We start from the raw sequence: 15772 nt of genomic DNA, 5'->3' as shown, positions 1-15772 counted from the left end.
CCAGATTCTTGAAATCGGCACCGGGCTTGAACTTCGGCACCGATGTCGCAGGGACCTGGATGGCCTTGCCTGTTGCCGGGTTACGAGCCGTTCGGGCAGGCCGATCGGCCTTCTCGAACGAACCGAACCCGGTGATGGCGACTTTCTCTCCCTTGGCGACCGCCGCTTGGATGGTCTCCAAGATGGCATCGACAGCCTCGGATGCGGCTTTCTTGCTCCCCAGCCGCTCAGAGATCGCGTCGACCAGCTCACGCTTGTTCATTGGGATACTCCTCCAGTTCCCCCTTGCCCCGACGAAACTAGGGGACCTACGGCGGCTGCACAATCACCTGCAAGCAATAGTTGCCGTGTCGTAGGCGATTTCCTTGCTCCTCCCCCGTTTCCACAGGCTGTATGGCCTGGACGGATGCCCACAAAACACGTCAGGGCGGGTGATATCGGTGACAAGCGTCACTCTGCCTGCCGGCCGCTCTCGCCAGGCCCTCCAGGATCTCCGCCGATCGTCCGCCGCAGCTCGCGCCGCTCTTGGTCGCCGGGCTCGGCAGACGGTTCCCGCCACTGCTCGAAATCGGTCAAGAACGCCGCCAGGCGACGCCCGGCGAGTTCGGGATCGCGCTTGGCGAGATCGGTGATCATGAGCAGCTGCCGGATCAGTCGCCGCCGGTCGTCCACGGGAAGCGGAGCGACCAGGCGGTGTGCCTCACGCAGCCGGTGAGCCAGCGCGGTGAGGGCGGGGTCATCCCACTCCGGCCCCGCCCAGCCCGGGTCACCCGGACGAGGGCGCGGCGCGCTCACGTGACGCTCATCTCGTCCGCACCCGGGCGGCCGGCCTCTCCGGTCACGCCGTGGCGGGCAGCCAGGACGAACGGCCCTCCTCGTACGAGGCGATGGCGTCGGCGTGGCGGAGGGTCAGCCCGATGTCGTCGAGGCCCTCCATGAGGCGCCACCGGGTGTAGTCGTCGATCTCGAAGGACTGCACGCCGCCCTCGTCGCAGCGGAGCTCGCGCCGGTCGAGGTCGACCGTGAACTCCTTGGCGGGGTTGGCCTCGATCTTGCCCTGCATCCGCTCGACATCGGCCTCGGGGAGCTGGATCGGCAGCAGGCCCATCTTGGTCGCGTTGTTGCGGAAGATGTCGCCGAAGCGGGCCGCGACGACGGCACGGAAGCCGTACTGCTGCAACGCCCAGACGGCGTGCTCGCGGGAGGAGCCGGTGCCGAAGTCGGGCCCGGCCACCAGGATGCTCGCCCCGGCGTAGACGGGGTCGTTGAGCACGAAGGAGGGGTCTTCGCGCCACGCGGCGAACAGGCCCTTCTCGAATCCGGTGCGGCTGACCTGCTTCAGCCAGACCGCCGGGATGATCTGGTCGGTGTCGACGTTGCTGCGGCGCAGGGGCACCGCGCGGCCGGTGTGAACGGTGAACGCTTCCATGATCTCCCCTTACAGGTCGGCGGGGGCCGTCAGGCGGCCGGTGACGGCGGTGGCGGCGGCGACGGCGGGTGACACCAGATGGGTGCGCCCGCCCTTGCCCTGCCGCCCCTCGAAGTTCCGGTTGGAGGTGGACGCGCTGCGCTCGCCCGGCTTGAGCTGGTCGGGGTTCATGCCGAGGCACATCGAGCAGCCCGCCTCACGCCACTCGGCGCCGGCCGCTCGGAACACCTCCTTGAGGCCTTCCTGTTCGGCCTGCGCCTTGACCTTCATCGATCCGGGCACGACCAGCATGCGGACGCCGTCGGCCACCTTGCGGCCCCTGATGATGTCCGCGGCGAGCCGCAGGTCCTCGATCCGCCCGTTGGTGCAGGAGCCGACGAACACGGTGTCGACCGCGACGTCGCGCAGCGGGGTGCCCGCGGTCAGGGCCATGTACTCCAGGGCCCGCTCGGCCGCGGCGCGCGCCGCCGGATCGGCGAACTCGGCCGGACTGGGGACGGTCGCGGCCAGCGGTACGCCCTGCCCCGGGTTGGTGCCCCAGGTGACGAACGGCGTCAGCTCCGCCGCGTCGATCACGATCTCACGGTCGAAGGTCGCGTCGTCGTCGGTGCGCAGCGACAGCCAGTACTCCTTGGCCGCCTCCCAGTCCGCGCCGGACGGGGCGTGCGGGCGGCCCTCCAGGTAGGCGAAGGTCGTCTCGTCCGGCGCGATCATGCCTGCCCGGGCGCCCGCCTCGATGGACATGTTGCAGACCGTCATCCGGCCCTCCATCGACAGCGCGCTGATCGCCTCGCCCCGGTACTCGACGATGTACCCCTGGCCGCCGCCGGTGCCGATCCTCGCGATGATCGCCAGGATCAGGTCCTTGGCCGTCACGCCGTACGGCAGCGTGTTCTCGACCGTGATCGCCATCGTCTTGGGCCTGATCTGCGGCAGCGCCTGGGTGGCGAGCACGTGCTCGACCTCGCTGGTGCCGATGCCGAAGGCGAGCGCCCCGAACGCACCGTGCGTCGAGGTGTGGGAGTCGCCGCAGACCACGGTCATGCCCGGCTGGGTCAGCCCGAGCTGAGGTCCGATGACGTGCACGATGCCCTGCCCGGCGTCGCCCATCGGGTGCAGCCGGATCCCGAACTCGGCGCAGTTCTTGCGCAGCGTCTCGATCTGGGTGCGCGAGACCGGGTCGGCGATCGGCGCCAGGATGTCGGTGGTGGGGACGTTGTGGTCCTCGGTGGCGATGGTCAGCTCCGGCCGGCGGACGACCCGCCCGGCCATGCGCAGCCCGTCGAAGGCCTGCGGGCTGGTCACCTCGTGCACGAGGTGCAGGTCGATGTAGAGCAGATCCGGCTCGCCCTCGGCCTGTCGTACGACGTGCGCGTCGTAAACCTTGTCCGCCAATGTGCGGCCCATCGCTCCACCTCATCCGATCGCTGCTCGGCGCCGCTCTGCGCCGTTCCGACTTCGACTTGCATCTCAGAATCCGAGACGGCAATATCGAGGTATGGACAACTCTAGCGGAGTCGGCGTTCTCGACAAAGCGGTTCTCGTTCTGAACACGCTGGAAGCCGGCCCGGCCTCGCTCGCACAGCTCGTGCAGACGACCGGACTGGCTCGGCCCACCGCCCATCGGCTCGCCGTCGCCCTGGAGCACCATCGCCTGGTCCACCGGGACACTCAGGGGCGCTTCATCCTCGGCCCGCGGCTGGCCGAGCTCGCGGTCGCCGCCGGAGAGGACCGGCTGCTGGCCATCGCCCAGCCCGTCCTGACCCAGCTACGTGATCTCACCGGAGAGAGCGCCCAACTCTACCGACGGCAGGGGGACGTCCGCGTGTGCGTGGCCGCGGCCGAGCGCACCAGCGGGCTGCGCGACACCGTACCGGTCGGCAGCGCGCTGCCGATGACGGCGGGGTCGGCGGCACAGATCCTGCTGGCGTGGGAGGAGCCCGACCGGCTGCATCGCGGTCTGCGCGGCGCGAAGTTCGAGGCCACGACCCTGGCGTCGGTGCGGCGTCGCGGGTGGGCGCAGAGCGTCGGCGAGCGGGAGTCGGGGGTGGCCTCGGTCTCCGCCGCGATCCGTGGCGCCGGCGGGCGGGTGATCGCCGCGGTCTCGGTCTCGGGCCCGATCGAGCGGCTGACCCGCTCACCCGGGCGCCAGCATGCCCACCCGGTGATGGCCGCCGCCGAGAAGATCTCAGACTCGATGCGCCGCACGACCGGCTGAGCGTTCAGCGGACGCGGCGGCTCACGAACCCAGGCCACGCCTGACCAGGGCGCGGTACCAGTCGGCGAAGCTGGCCCGCATCATGGCCACCTGGATGGCGTCGAGGCCGTGCCTGGCGAACTCGGTGTCGGACAGGTGCGGCAGTTCCGCCAGCGCCCCGGCGAAGAGGAAGGGGTCGTAGTCCTCGCCCCGGCCGCACATCAGCTCGATCAGCCGATCCCTGGTGTAGCCGCCGTCGCGCAGCGCGAGATAGACCCGGGCGAAATCCTCGGGCCGGCCCCGGTCGAAGAGGGCCACCATGGCGTCGGCCGCCGCGTCCTCGCGCACCGCGGAACGCCCGAGCCGGTTCTCGCCGGCGGGGCGCCGACGGCCGCGATCACGGTGCTCGCCCACCGGAACGTCGCCGCCGGAACCTGTCGTATCGAAAGCCATGCGGATGCGTCTTCCCGCTCGTGCCGGGCATGCCCCGGCGCCGTCACGTAGCGGCCGTGAAGGAACGATCTGGTCGGGCGGCCGGCCGGTCACCGGCGCTCGCAGAACTGTGTGAGACGTACCGCGTGACCGACCGTAGCCGAACGAACACGCTCGTCGCATTCCTTTCGGAGATTACCGGGATCTCGGGCCCGGCTCCGGGCCCGATCGCCGCTATCCGAGTCGGCGGGCGGACGCGTGCTCCTGGGCGAGCCGGTGCAGGGCCAGCAGCACCTGCTCGTAGAGCACGGTGGTCACGAGCATCCCGTGGATGGCGCGGCTACGAGGTTCGTCGGTGGACAGCCGGCCGGCCTCGTGCTCGCCGATGTCGACGGCGGCCTCGATGTAGGGGCGCAGTTCGGTGAGGACGACGGGGAAGCCCAGCTTGCGCAGGGCCACGAACGTCTGGGCGAGCAGGTCGCGGGCGGGCGCGTCGGCGGTGACCCGCCAGCCAAGCTCGGCGATCAGCGCGTCGACGTCCTCACGCGCGGCCCGCCAGAGCGGGTCGTCCGCCGGGATCTCCACGTGCGGCCCGATGGCGTACTGCACCCGTCCCAGCAGCTCGTGCAGGCCGACCTCCGTGTCGTCGACGGCGCCGACGATCCGCTTGATCGCGGACACCGGAAGATCGCCGACCTCGCGCAACGCGCGGATGAGCCGCAGCCGCTCCAGATGAGCGTCGCCGTACTCCGCGCGCGTGGCGCCGGTGGCCGCGCCCTTCGGCATCAGGCCCTCGCGGAGATAGAACTTGATCGTCTGTACGGTCAGACCGCTCCGATCACTGAGCTCCGAGATTTTCATCCGCACCCCCTTGACTAGACACTAGCGCTATCCAACTATTGGATAGTGCAACTATCCAGTGAGCTCCAAGTCCCGTTCACCGCCGTCGAGGCCGACCGGACGTACCCGCTGAACGCCATGGTCACCGGGGGTCGGCTGCTGGTCCGGCCGGACCTGCCGCTGCTCGGCTGGGAGCCCAGGGAGTACGGGTGGTGCCGCGAGCAGGCGTGCCTGCCGCGAGCCCGCGCGGCCGCCGCCGAGACGCCCGACGGCATCGACGTCGCCGAGTTCGCCGAGCTGGTCGGGAAGATCGCCGCCGTCGACCCGGCCGAGCGCGTCGTCGCCTTCGCCGACGGGGCCGGCCCGTTCGCCCCTTCGCTCACGCCCGGGCGCGCACCGGACTTCACCCTCGACGGCGTCTCGCTGTCGGACTTCCGCGGTCGCAAGGTGGCGCTGGTCTTCTGGGCCTCCTGGTGCGGCTGCCGCTACGACCTCGCGGCCTGGCAGGCACGGCATGCGGCCCTCGCGCCGTACGGCCTGACCGTGGTGAGCGTCGCCGCGGACCGATCCACGGACGACGCCCGCCCGTGGATCGACGAGGCGCTCAAGGACGCCACAGGACCTCATGGCCCGCATCCGGCGCTGGTCGACAGCGAGGGCTCGGTCGCCGAGCTCTACAACGTGATCAACGTGCCCACCGTGGTGTGGATCGGTGAGGACGGCCGCGTCGCCCGGCCACAGGACACCCAGACGGCGACCGACCTGTTCCGGTCGATGAACGGGCTCGACTCGGCGGCCTCGCTCGACGCGCTGCGACGCTGGGTGATCGACGGCGACCCCGGGCTCAGCGACGCGCAGGTCCGCGAACACCTGCGGGTCCCGACCCGTGACGAGCGGCTCGCCCGGGCACATGCCCGGCTCGCCACGTGGCTGGCCCGCAACGACCGCGCGGACGCCGCCCGGCGGCATCTGGAGACGGCGGCCGCCCTGGCCCCGCACGACGTGGCGATCCGGCGCGGCCTGATGCCGCTGACCGGCGATGATCCGTTCGGCGACGCTTACTTCGCGCTCCGCGACGAGCTGACGCGCGCGGGCATCCCCCTCTACCGTCCGCTGCCCGAGGGCGGCCGATGAAGCACCGGCTGATCCGGGCCGTCACTCCGCCGGCCCATCACTCCGCCGGCCGATCACTCCGCCGGCTGGAGCAACGCGACCAGAACGTCGTCGAGGGTCGCCACCCCGACCGTGGCGCCGTCCTGGCCCGACACGGCGACGACCTGGGCACGGCTCTTGCGCATCAGGGCGAGCACGTCGGCCAGCATGGCGCCGCCCGCCACTCGCGGCAGCGTCCGGACCGGCAGCGGCCGTTCCCTGGGCGCGCCGTTGAGGGCGTCCAGGATGTGCAGATAGCCGCGCAGGTCACCCCGCTCGTCGCCGTGCACGGGGAAGCGCGAGTGCCCGTACCGCCCGGCGAAGTCCTGCAACTCGGCGGGCGTGGTGTCGGCCGAGACCGTGACGACCTGGTCCAGCGGCACCATCACCGCCTCGACCGGCTGGGCGTGCAGCGCGAGGGCGGCGATCATCCGGTCGTGCTCGGCCGCGTTGAGCAGACGGTGCTCGCGCGACTCTCCGATGAGCGCCGGCAGTTCGTCGCGCGTGTACACGGTGCGGACCTCGCTCGTCGCGGGCAGGCGCATCAGCCGCAGGGTCGCGTCCGACAGCAGTTTGATGACGGCGATGAAGGGCTGGACGAGCCGCGAGAACGCCAGCAGGGGCGGCACGATCCACAGCGCGGCGCTCTCGGGGCCGGCCAGAGCTAGGTTCTTGGGCACCATCTCGCCGAGCATGATGTGCCCCGACACCACGAGCGCCAGCGCCAGCGCGAAGGCGACCGGGTGCACGAAGTGCTCGGGCACGTGCGCGTCCTCGAACCACGGTTCCAGCGCATCCGCGATGGCCGGCTCGCCGATCGCCCCGAGCAGCAGGGACGCCACCGTCACGCCCAGCTGCGCGCCGGCCAGCATCGTCGGCACCGACTCCATCGCCGCGACCACCGCGCGTGCCCTCCGCGAGTGGCCGGTGAGCGGCTCGATCCGCGTGCGGCGCGCAGAGATCAGTGCGAACTCCGAGCCGACGAAGAAGCCGTTGAGCCCGAGCAGGGCCACGATGGCGACCAGATCGAGCGCGTTCACGACCACTCCTCGGTGCGGGCGGGGGCGGTGACGGTGACCTGCTCGACGCGGTGCCGCTCCATCACCTTGACGACCAGCTCCCAGCCGTCCACGACGGCCCGCTCCCCCGCGACGGGCAGGTGACCGAGCCGCGCCAGCACGAGGCCCGCGAGGGTCTCGTACGGCCCCTCCGGCATGACGAACCCGGTGCGCTCCTCCACCTCGTCGGCGCTCAGCCCGCCCGGAACGGTCGTGGACTCGCCCGGCGCGAGCCGCGTCGAGACCGGCTCGGCCGACTCCTCGTCCGGCAGGTCGTACTCGTCGGCCATCTCGCCGACCAGTTCCTCGGCGAGGTCCTCGGTGGTGACGATGCCCGCGAACCCGCCGTACTCGTCCACCACGATCGCCATCTCGGTGCGGGCGGCGCGCAGGCGCTCCAGCACGGTGCCCAGCCCAAGCGTGCCCGGCACCAGTACCGGAGCGAGCACGATGTCGGCCACGCACGTGGTCGCGCGGTCGGGCTCCGGCACGGCGAACGCGCCGGCCACGCCGGCCACCCCCTTGACCCCAGCGGCCTCGCCCCAGCCGCCCTCGGCGCCGTGGTCCTCGTCGTCGTCGCGTACGGGGAAGCGCAGGTGACCGCTGCGATCGGCGATCTCCAGCAGCTCGGCCACGCTCGCCGAGGCGTCGACCACGATGCAGTCGACGCGGGGCGTCATGGCCTCGGCCGCGAGCTTGTCTCCGAATCTCAGCGCCCGGTGCAGCATGGCGGCGGTGGTCGGCTGCAGGGTCCCCGCCTCGGCCGACAGCCGAACCAGAAGGCCGAGCTCGTCGGGTGACCGGGCCGAGGCGAGCTCGTCCTGGGGCTCCACGCCGAGCCACCGGACGATCCCGTTCGCCCCGGCGTTGAACGCCCTGATCAGTGGACCGAACACGATCGAGAAGGCCCGCTGCGGCGGAGTGGCGAACCGGGCCACCGTCAGGGGGCTGGCCAGCGCGGCGTTCTTGGGCACCAGCTCGCCCAGCACCATCTGCGCGACCGTGGCGATGACCAGCGCCGCCGCGATGGCCGCAGCGTCCGCAGCGCGGTCCGAGCCCGCGGGCAGGGCCGAGATCAGCGGCGCCAGCAGGTGCGCGATGGCCGGCTCGGTCATCACACCGAGCAGCAGGGAAGTGATCGTGATGCCCAGCTGGGCGCCCGAGAGCTGGAACGACAGCCGGCGCACGGCGGTGAGGATGCCCTTGGCCCCTCGATCACCCTCGTCGGCGAGCCGCTGCACCTGGCTGCGCTCGACGGTCACCAGCGAGAACTCCGCGGCGACGAAGACGCCGTTGGCGCCGATCAGTCCCAGCGCGGCGGCCAGGAAGACCACATCGAGGATCACGACGCCGGCCCCCGGTGGGGGTCGGCGGATCTATTGCTCGGATCCATTGAGGAGGATGTCACTCTCCCGGTCGCCCATCGGACAGGATGGTCTCACATGGTCCAGGGCCGCGTGGCGATAGGCGCCTGGTGTGATGCCGTAGTACCTGCTGAACCAACGGGTCAGATGGCTTTGGTCGGCGAAGCCTACCGCCGCGGCGACCCTGGCGGGGGCACCGCCCGTGGCGAGCATCCGGCGCGCGGCGCGCAGCCGCGCCTGCCGTTGGTAGTCGCTCGGTGACATGCCGTAGACCGCCTGGAAGGCTCGGTAGACGGCGTAGCGGCTGGCCCCGGTGACCGCGGCGAGATCGTCCGCGCCCAGGTCGTCGGCATAGGCCTCGTCCAGCAGCGTACGCACCCGGCCGGCGATCCGGACCGCCGAGGCTCCGTTCCTCGCAGCGGTGCCGTTCCCGGAGCCGGGCCCGGTCGCCCCGCGGCGCACCAGTGCGGTGAGTGCGGCCGACAGCAGTTCGTCCCGCCGCAGGGCGCCGGCGCCGTCCGCCGGCGCTTCGGTCAGCTCGGTGTGCAACCGCCAGACGACCCGGGCGAGCGCCCGATCGTGCACGATCGGATCGGCGAACAGCGGCAGCCCCGCCGGTCGGCCGGCGACGTCGCCGAGCACGTCGGCGACCAGCTCGGCGCCGACATGGACGATGCGGTAGGTGAAGCCCGGATCGGTGGCCGTCCGCCCGTCGTGCGGATCATCGGGGTTGAAGGCCATCACCATTCCGGTCGTGCTCGTGTGCGCCGCGCCTCGGCACCTGAACGACTGCGCGCCCTGCTCGGTGACCCCGAAGGAGTAGGTCTCGTGGCTGTGCCGATGGTAGGCGTGCCGCTGGAAATGGGCCCGCATCGCCTCGAGCGGCTGATCGGCGGACCGCCAGTAGCTCACCCACTCGCCGTCGACGTCCATGCCCCCATTGTCACCGGCGTCCGGCCCACACCGGCCCCGGCCCGTTCCGCAGCGGCATTCGGCCCGAACCGCACGGCGTCCGGCTCGTCGCGCACCAGCGTTCAATACGACGGCTGCCGACCCGGGCAGGCTGCCGGCATGCGATTCGACACCAAGATCGCCATCGCCGTCCGGGAGGACCTGGCGGCATGGCAGAAGCTCAACGTGACGACCTTCCTCGCCGGCGGGGTCGCCGCCGGATTCCCCGAACTGATCGGCAAGCCGTACGAGGACGGCTCCGGCAACCGCTACCTGTCGACGTTCCGCCAGCCGGTGCTGGTCCACGCGGCCGAGGGTGAGGCGCTCGGACGCGCGCACGCCCGGGCGCTCTCCCGCGGCCTCCTCGTCGGGGTCTACACCGAGGAGCTCTTCGCGACCGGCAACGACGACGACAATCGCGCCGCCCTCGTCGCAGTGCCCGCCGACGAGCTCCGGCTCGTCGGGCTCGCGATCCACGGCCCCCGGAACGCCGTCGACAAGGTCATGAAGGGTCTCCCGCTCCATCCCTGACGCGTCTCGACCGACGTCACGGGCGCCTCTCCGGCACGGCGGGATCCGCGCGGCCTCACGGCGAACAGCTTTGATCGTGTAAGTGGCAGAAGTCACCACATACGCGGATGAAGAGAGCGGGCTTCAGAATGTAGACGAGGTCGCGACGGATCGTATGGAAATCATGGATCTTCATCGCCGCCGCGCTACGACGCGGGCGGCCTCGCGCTCTCAGGCGGTCTCGGCGGCGGCCTCGGCATCGGGGTCGCCGGCGCCGGGGGCGTAGGCCGCCTCGAAGACGTCGAGGGTGCGGTCGAGATGGGCCGTCCACCACTCGACGAGAGCGGCCGCCCGGTCGCCGTAGCGCTCTCGACCGGGGACCCGGGGATCGAGCGCCTCGACGTCGCAGAGCCGTTCCCACCACATCCGGTGCACCGCGGACTGCACCTGGCCCGCGTCGAGCCGGAAGACCGCCGCGTGGCCGCGGACGAACGCCTCGACGCGCTCCAGGTCGAGGCCGCGTTCGTCGCCGTACCCGAACAGCGCCACGGCGGCCCCCACGAGCTCCCCGGCGAACGGCGCGATGTGCGGCCCGCTCCAGCCCGTGATGGCGACGACCCCGCCGGTGAACCGGCCGTACAGCAGGTTGCCGGAGTGAAGGCCGCCGTGCACGTAGCCCGCCGTCACCGTCTCGACCGCGGGCGGTTCGTGGTCGGCGAGCTCCAGGAGCAGCTCGCGCCGCCCCGCCAGCCGCCGCCCGGCGGGCTCACCGTGCCCCTCGCCGTCGTCGGACCTGACCGCGAGCAGCCGATCGGCGACCGCGATGGCGTCGCAGGCCCGGGTGGCGGGCACCAGCAGGCTCTGCTGCACCGGCGGGGTGAGCCGGTCGAGCTCGGAGTGAAGTCGGCCGAGGACCCTGCCGAGCTCCAGGCATTCGCCGATGCCGAGGTCGACGCCCTCTCGGTGGCGGCCGTCGATCCAGGAGTACAGCGCATAGCGCCCGTGAGCGGTCTCGACCAGCGGGCGGCCGTCGCGTGTCGGGATGGGGGCCGGCACCGGCAGCCCCGCCGCAGCGAGCGCCGCCGTCACCTGAATCCGGAACAGGGCCTGCCGCCGGGTCGCGGACACAAGCCGCGTGAGCAGGAAGCGCCCTCCGGGCGTCACGACCCGCCAGTTCCGGTTCTCGGGCTCCGCGGTGAGGGCGGAGAGCTCCTGCGGCTCATCCGTCTCCCAACGGCGGAGCAGGCGTGCGGAGGGCGACCGCACGCCAGAGCTCACCGAAGTCGACACCTCATGCCTTGGTCAGGTCACGACGAACATGTTCGAGCGGGGTTCGGGGCGGGACGAACAGATGTTCCATTGAACAACACCGGCGCCCACCGCGCATCTCCCCCCACGGAGATTCACAGACTCCACCAGCAGTAGAGCCGGTGCCCGGCGTCCCGCGCGCGGCGCGCCAGATCCGCGAGCTCACCGAGGAAGCCCGCGAGGATCTCCGGGTCGGCCTGACCCCAGAACTCGTCGGTCTCCGACCACGGCACCGCCACCTCGGCCAGCCGACGCTGATCGGCATCGGCCAGCGCGGCGGCCAGCGAGTCGGTCAGGGTCGCCACACCGTGCTCGGCGGCCTCGGCACTCCGCCGGAGCTCGTCCCCCTGCCGTGGATCCCGGATGACCTCCTTGTACGGCCTGCCCGTCAACAGCGCCTCGAGCGTCCCCATCTGCACCACCGGATCGATGCCCTTGGTGGCCAGGACGTCGAACCCGCCGTCGGCGGGCCCGCCCACCAGGTCGGCGGCCGACGCGGCGGCGTCGTCATCGGCGGCGGTGAAGTAGTCATACAGATTGCCCATGCCACGCATCGTGGCAGACCGCACTGACATCTGCCGACACATACCGTGAAATCCCACGCAGACCGGCTCAGTGGCCGCGCTGGATCCATTCCTCCAGGTGCGGAGCCTCCGTGCCGATGACGGTGGTGTCGCCGTGCCCCGTCCGCACGACCGTCTTCGGCGGCAGCGCGAGCAGTCGGTCGCGGATCGAGTCGATGATCGTGGGGAAATCGGAGTAGGACCTGCCGGTCGCTCCCGGGCCGCCCTGGAAGAGGGTGTCGCCGGTGAACACGGTCTCGAGCTCCGGCGCGTACAGGCAGACGGCTCCGGGGGCGTGGCCGGGCGTGTGCATGACGCGCAGCACCGTGCCCGCGACGGTGATCTCGTCACCGTCGGCGAGCGATCCGTCCGGCGCGCGGTCCGGATAGACCGCGTCCCACAGCACCCGGTCGTCCTCGTGCAGCAGGATCGGCGCACCGGTCCCGTCCGCCACCGCCGCCGCCGCGTTGATGTGATCGTTGTGGGCGTGCGTGGACACGATGGCGACGAGCCGCCGCCCGGCGATCGCGGTCAGGATGGCGTCGGCGTCGTGGGCGGCGTCGATCACCAGCACCTCGTCGTCATCGCCGACCAGCCAGACGTTGTTGTCGACGTCCCAGGTGCCGCCGTCGAGAGTGAACTGACCCGAGGTGACCAGATGCTCGATCACAGCAGCACCACCGAGCGAAGCACCTCGCCGCGGTGCATCTTGTCGAACGCGGACTCGACCTCGTCCAGGCCGATCGTCTCGGAGACGAAGCCGTCGAGTTCGAGCCGGCCCTGCTTGTAGAGGTCGATGAGCATCGGGAAGTCGCGGGAGGGCAGGCAGTCGCCGTACCAGGACGACTTCAGCGCGCCGCCCCGGCCGAAGACGTCGAGCAACGGAAGGTCGATGCGCATGTCCGGGGTGGGCACGCCGACCAGCACCACGGTGCCGGCCAGATCTCGGGCGTAGAAGGCCTGCTCGTAGGTCTCGGGGCGGCCCACGGCCTCGATCACGACGTCGGCGCCGTCGCCGCCGGTGAGTTCACGGATCGCCTGGACGGGATCGGTGGCCGCGGAGTTCACCGTGTGCGTCGCACCGAACCCTCGGGCCCACTCCAGCTTGCGGTCGTCGATGTCCACCGCGATGATCTTCGACGCTCCGGCGAGCCGCGCGCCCGCGATGGCCGCGTTGCCCACACCGCCGCACCCGATGACCGCGACCGAGTCGCCCCGCGTGACGCCGCCCGTGTTGATCGCGGCGCCGAGGCCGGCCATGATGCCGCAGCCCAGCAGCCCCGCCGCCGCCGGACTGGCGGCCGGATCGACCTTGGTGCACTGACCCGCCGCGACCAGGGTCTTGTCGGCGAAGGCTCCGATGCCGAGCGCGGGCGCGAGCTCGGTGCCGTCGGCGAGCGTCATCTTCTGGGTGGCGTTGTGCGTGGCGAAGCAGTACCAGGGGCGGCCGCGGGAACAGGCGCGGCACTGGCCGCAGACCGCCCGCCAGTTGAGGATGACGTAGTCGCCGGGCGCCACGTCGGTCACCCCGACGCCGACCTCCTCCACGATCCCGGCCGCCTCGTGGCCGAGCAGGAACGGGAAGTCGTCGTTGATGCCTCCCTGGCGATAGTGCAGGTCCGTGTGGCAGACGCCGCACGCCTGTACCTGGACCAGAGCCTCACCCGGCCCGGGATCCGGAACGATGATCGTCTCCACCGATACGGGCTCGCCCTTCTTACGGGCGATCACACCACGGACCTCGTGTGCCATGCGCTCTCTCCTCGTACGTAGGCGGACGGCGCGAAAGCCGACACCTGCAGCAGCAGCCTAGTGCCGCGCCGTGCCGCGCGGCGTCCGTCTCGTCGCAGGCCCCGCCGGGCGGATGCGACCATGGTTTCCGGGCGGTCCGGCGGGCTCGGACATCGGCGACCAACGGGCCGGCTCCCTGGATCTGAGGCGTGACATCCGGGTCACGCCCGCATGCGAAGGCGGATTGGGCACACATGGCACTGCGGATCATCGACGTTCCCGATCAGAAGCGCTTCGAGGTCTACGAAGGGGAGGAACTCGCCGGATTCCTCGACTATCGGCTGCGCGGGGACGACATCGCGCTCCTGCACACGGAGGTGGATCCCCGGTTCGACGGCCGTGGGATCGGCAGCCGGCTCGTTCGCGAGGCGCTCGACGCCTCTCGGGACACCGGTCTCGGAGTGCTGCCCTACTGCCCTTTCATCCGCGACTGGATCAGCAGGCACGCGGACTACCTCGACTTGGTGCCCGAAGACAGGCGTGCCGAGTTCAAGCTGAGCGAAGGAACCGAAGCCTCGGGAACGTGATCGGCCCGCAGACGGCCGAAGGCCTGATCACCGTGTGGATGATCAGGCCTTCGTGCACTGCCACATATGTAGCCCCGACCGGATTCGAACCGGCGTTACCGCCTTGAGAGGGCGGCGTCCTAGGCCACTAGACGACGGGGCCAAGATCTTGCTCTCGCCCTTGTGATCTCTCACTCGGGCGACGCTCAGCTTACCGGACATTCAACCCTTGCCCGAACCGGATCTTACGAACCGCCTCGTACAAGAGAAATGGGTCAAACCGACCGAAGCCAGTCGACCCAGCTGGGGTACCAGGACTCGAACCTAGACTAACTGAACCAGAATCAGTCGTGCTGCCGATTACACCATACCCCACCGGCGTATGCCCTTCCGGGCCGCTTGCGCCTCGGAGAGCTTACCGGAGTCGAGAGTCTGAACCAAAACCAATAGCTCGTGATTACTCGCGTGAGACGACCCGGTTCGTGAGCGTGCCGATGGACTCGATGGTCACCGACACCTCGTCATCGATCTCCAACGGACCGACGCCGGCCGGCGTACCGGTCAAGATCACGTCACCGGGCAGCAGGGTCATCACCTGGCTGACGTACTCGATCAGTGTCGGGATGTCGTGGATCAGCAGCGACGTACGCGCGTCCTGGCGTACCTCTCCGTTGACCATCGTCGTGATCGCGAGGTCCGCGGGGTCGGCGGACGTCTCGATCCACGGACCCAGCGGACAGAAGGTGTCGAATCCCTTCGCCCGCGTCCACTGCCCGTCCCGCTGCTGCAGGTCGCGGGCGGTGACGTCGTTGCCGCAGGTGTAACCGAGGATCACCTCGGCGGCGCGTGCCGCGGGGACCTCACGGCACATCCTGCCGATGACGACCGCCAGCTCGCCCTCGTAGTCGACCCGCTGAGAGAGCTTCTCCGGGTAGGCGACGGTCTCACCCGGGCCGATCACCGTGGTCGACGGCTTGCTGAAGACCACCGGCTCCTCGGGCGGCTCGCCGCCCATCTCGCGAGCGTGCTCGGCATAGTTCTTCCCGATCCCGATGACCTTGCTGGGCAGGATCGGCGCGAGCAGCCGTACATCGGCAAGGGCGAACCTCTCGCCGGTGAATCGCAGATCACCGAACGGGTGGGCCGCGATCGCGGCGACGGAATCCTCCTCGATCACTCCGAAGGACATCCCGTCATCCGTGGAAAACCTTGCAATACGCATGCCCAAAGCCTAGCCGCGCTCCGGACACGGCACGGCGGGCGTCCATCACCTGGGACGACGGCGGTCCTCGCGCCACGGCGCGCGCGACACTCCATCCGGTGCCGCTGAGAGGCTCGCGTCAGGCGAAGCCGCAGGCCTGACCACCGAAAAGACAGTCACGCGGCATCGAGGGCACGCCCTCCGCACCGAAGCGGACCTCGAGCGAGCCGCCGGGTGGGATGGCCTCAGCGGTACGCAGACTGCGGATGACGGGATGGTCGCCGCCCCGTACGAGCACCGCGTCCCAAATGTTCTTGACGTTCGCCCCGGGATAGGTGAACGACACCTCCCAGGCGTGCATCATCTCACCGGTCTCATTGGTGAAGGTCAGGACGCCCTCGAAGTATCCCGGGTCCTGCTGGACGGTCTGATAACGCACCGCCGGGCCGCTCGGCTGCGGCGGTGCGATC

The 15772-nt window shown here is 70.7% G+C and carries 19 protein-coding genes and 2 tRNA genes; 4 read left to right on the top strand and 17 right to left on the bottom strand.

The genetic code is table 11. The features are described 5' to 3' along the window. From HKK72_RS26685 to leuC, 4 genes are all read right to left on the bottom strand, one after another. Positions 1 to 262: HU family DNA-binding protein (locus tag HKK72_RS26685; RefSeq protein WP_187237179.1), on the bottom strand; the 262-nt coding region annotated here is incomplete at its 3' end. Between the two features lie 188 nt (positions 263 to 450). After that, positions 451 to 795 (bottom strand): hypothetical protein, encoded by a 345-nt coding sequence (locus HKK72_RS26680; protein ID WP_222721162.1) that lies wholly within the window; start codon positions 793 to 795, stop codon positions 451 to 453. A gap of 43 nt (positions 796 to 838) precedes the next feature. Beyond that, positions 839 to 1429, bottom strand: a complete 591-nt coding sequence (gene leuD / locus HKK72_RS26675) for a 3-isopropylmalate dehydratase small subunit (RefSeq protein ID WP_187237178.1) — start codon at positions 1427 to 1429, stop codon at positions 839 to 841. Between the two features lie 9 nt (positions 1430 to 1438). Then, the gene (leuC, locus tag HKK72_RS26670) at positions 1439 to 2836 is read right to left on the bottom strand and encodes a 3-isopropylmalate dehydratase large subunit (protein WP_187237177.1); all 1398 of its coding nucleotides are present in this window, start codon (positions 2834 to 2836) and stop codon (positions 1439 to 1441) included. Between the two features lie 91 nt (positions 2837 to 2927). On the opposite strand from leuC, the gene HKK72_RS26665 reads away from it, so the two are divergent. After that, positions 2928 to 3647, top strand: a complete 720-nt coding sequence (locus tag HKK72_RS26665; RefSeq protein ID WP_187237176.1) for an IclR family transcriptional regulator — start codon at positions 2928 to 2930, stop codon at positions 3645 to 3647. A gap of 21 nt (positions 3648 to 3668) precedes the next feature. On the opposite strand, the gene HKK72_RS26660 is transcribed toward HKK72_RS26665, so the two are convergent. Beyond that, the gene (locus tag HKK72_RS26660; RefSeq protein ID WP_187237175.1) at positions 3669 to 4079 is read right to left on the bottom strand and encodes a hypothetical protein; all 411 of its coding nucleotides are present in this window, start codon (positions 4077 to 4079) and stop codon (positions 3669 to 3671) included. A 213-nt stretch (positions 4080 to 4292) separates the two neighbouring features. Continuing rightward, positions 4293 to 4919, bottom strand: a complete 627-nt coding sequence (locus HKK72_RS26655) for a MerR family transcriptional regulator (protein WP_187237174.1) — start codon at positions 4917 to 4919, stop codon at positions 4293 to 4295. A 117-nt stretch (positions 4920 to 5036) separates the two neighbouring features. On the opposite strand from HKK72_RS26655, the gene HKK72_RS26650 reads away from it, so the two are divergent. After that, positions 5037 to 6032 (top strand): redoxin domain-containing protein, encoded by a 996-nt coding sequence (locus HKK72_RS26650; protein ID WP_187237182.1) that lies wholly within the window; start codon positions 5037 to 5039, stop codon positions 6030 to 6032. A 53-nt stretch (positions 6033 to 6085) separates the two neighbouring features. Here the strand turns inward: HKK72_RS26650 and HKK72_RS26645 are convergent, their stop codons facing one another. Genes HKK72_RS26645 through HKK72_RS26635 form a run of 3 tightly spaced genes read right to left on the bottom strand, consistent with a single transcriptional unit; the run spans position 6086 to position 9405 of the window. After that, on the bottom strand, positions 6086 to 7090 hold the full coding sequence (locus HKK72_RS26645; protein ID WP_222721159.1) for a hemolysin family protein: 1005 nt from the start codon (positions 7088 to 7090) through the stop codon (positions 6086 to 6088). Beyond that, complete coding sequence (locus tag HKK72_RS26640; protein WP_187237173.1) at positions 7087 to 8454, bottom strand: hemolysin family protein; 1368 nt, start codon at positions 8452 to 8454, stop codon at positions 7087 to 7089. Before HKK72_RS26640 ends, HKK72_RS26645 begins: the two co-directional genes overlap by 4 nt. 30 nt (positions 8455 to 8484) lie before the next feature. Continuing rightward, positions 8485 to 9405 (bottom strand): AraC family transcriptional regulator, encoded by a 921-nt coding sequence (locus HKK72_RS26635; RefSeq protein ID WP_187237172.1) that lies wholly within the window; start codon positions 9403 to 9405, stop codon positions 8485 to 8487. 138 nt (positions 9406 to 9543) lie between these two features. Between HKK72_RS26635 and HKK72_RS26630 the strand changes: the two genes are divergently transcribed. Then, entirely contained in the window at positions 9544 to 9954 is a 411-nt protein-coding gene (locus HKK72_RS26630) for a DUF2000 domain-containing protein (RefSeq protein WP_187237171.1), read from the top strand. 210 nt (positions 9955 to 10164) lie between these two features. On the opposite strand, the gene HKK72_RS26625 is transcribed toward HKK72_RS26630, so the two are convergent. The 4 genes from HKK72_RS26625 to HKK72_RS26610 all read right to left on the bottom strand — a co-directional run bounded on the left by HKK72_RS26625 (position 10165) and on the right by HKK72_RS26610 (position 13556). Beyond that, positions 10165 to 11211 (bottom strand): phosphotransferase enzyme family protein, encoded by a 1047-nt coding sequence (locus tag HKK72_RS26625; protein ID WP_187237170.1) that lies wholly within the window; start codon positions 11209 to 11211, stop codon positions 10165 to 10167. A 125-nt stretch (positions 11212 to 11336) separates the two neighbouring features. Then, a complete protein-coding gene (locus HKK72_RS26620) occupies positions 11337 to 11786 on the bottom strand; it encodes a hypothetical protein (protein WP_187237169.1) in 450 nt (149 codons plus the stop codon). Between the two features lie 67 nt (positions 11787 to 11853). Next, positions 11854 to 12471, bottom strand: coding sequence for an MBL fold metallo-hydrolase (locus tag HKK72_RS26615; protein WP_187237180.1), 618 nt, complete (start codon positions 12469 to 12471; stop codon positions 11854 to 11856). Beyond that, on the bottom strand, positions 12471 to 13556 hold the full coding sequence (locus tag HKK72_RS26610) for an S-(hydroxymethyl)mycothiol dehydrogenase (RefSeq protein WP_187237168.1): 1086 nt from the start codon (positions 13554 to 13556) through the stop codon (positions 12471 to 12473). Before HKK72_RS26610 ends, HKK72_RS26615 begins: the two co-directional genes overlap by 1 nt. Before the next feature lie 233 nt (positions 13557 to 13789). On the opposite strand from HKK72_RS26610, the gene HKK72_RS26605 reads away from it, so the two are divergent. Then, positions 13790 to 14122 carry a GNAT family N-acetyltransferase gene (locus tag HKK72_RS26605; RefSeq protein WP_187237167.1) on the top strand — a complete coding sequence of 111 codons (333 nt, stop codon included), beginning with the start codon at positions 13790 to 13792 and terminating at the stop codon, positions 14120 to 14122. Positions 14123 to 14191: 69 nt separating this feature from the next. Here the strand turns inward: HKK72_RS26605 and HKK72_RS26600 are convergent. The 4 genes from HKK72_RS26600 to HKK72_RS26585 all read right to left on the bottom strand — a co-directional run. Further along, positions 14192 to 14264: transfer RNA gene (locus HKK72_RS26600), tRNA-Glu, on the bottom strand. Positions 14265 to 14404: 140 nt separating this feature from the next. Beyond that, positions 14405 to 14476, bottom strand: a tRNA-Gln gene (locus HKK72_RS26595). A gap of 82 nt (positions 14477 to 14558) precedes the next feature. Further along, positions 14559 to 15323, bottom strand: coding sequence for a fumarylacetoacetate hydrolase family protein (locus tag HKK72_RS26590; RefSeq protein ID WP_187237166.1), 765 nt, complete (start codon positions 15321 to 15323; stop codon positions 14559 to 14561). Between the two features lie 118 nt (positions 15324 to 15441). Continuing rightward, positions 15442 to 15772: cellulose binding domain-containing protein (locus tag HKK72_RS26585; protein WP_187237165.1), on the bottom strand; the 331-nt coding region annotated here is incomplete at its 5' end.

It is taken from the genome of Actinomadura sp. HBU206391, from assembly GCF_014323665.1.
Classification (GTDB): domain Bacteria; phylum Actinomycetota; class Actinomycetes; order Streptosporangiales; family Streptosporangiaceae; genus Actinomadura_C.
This window is presented reverse-complemented; position numbering and strand designations above follow the sequence as displayed.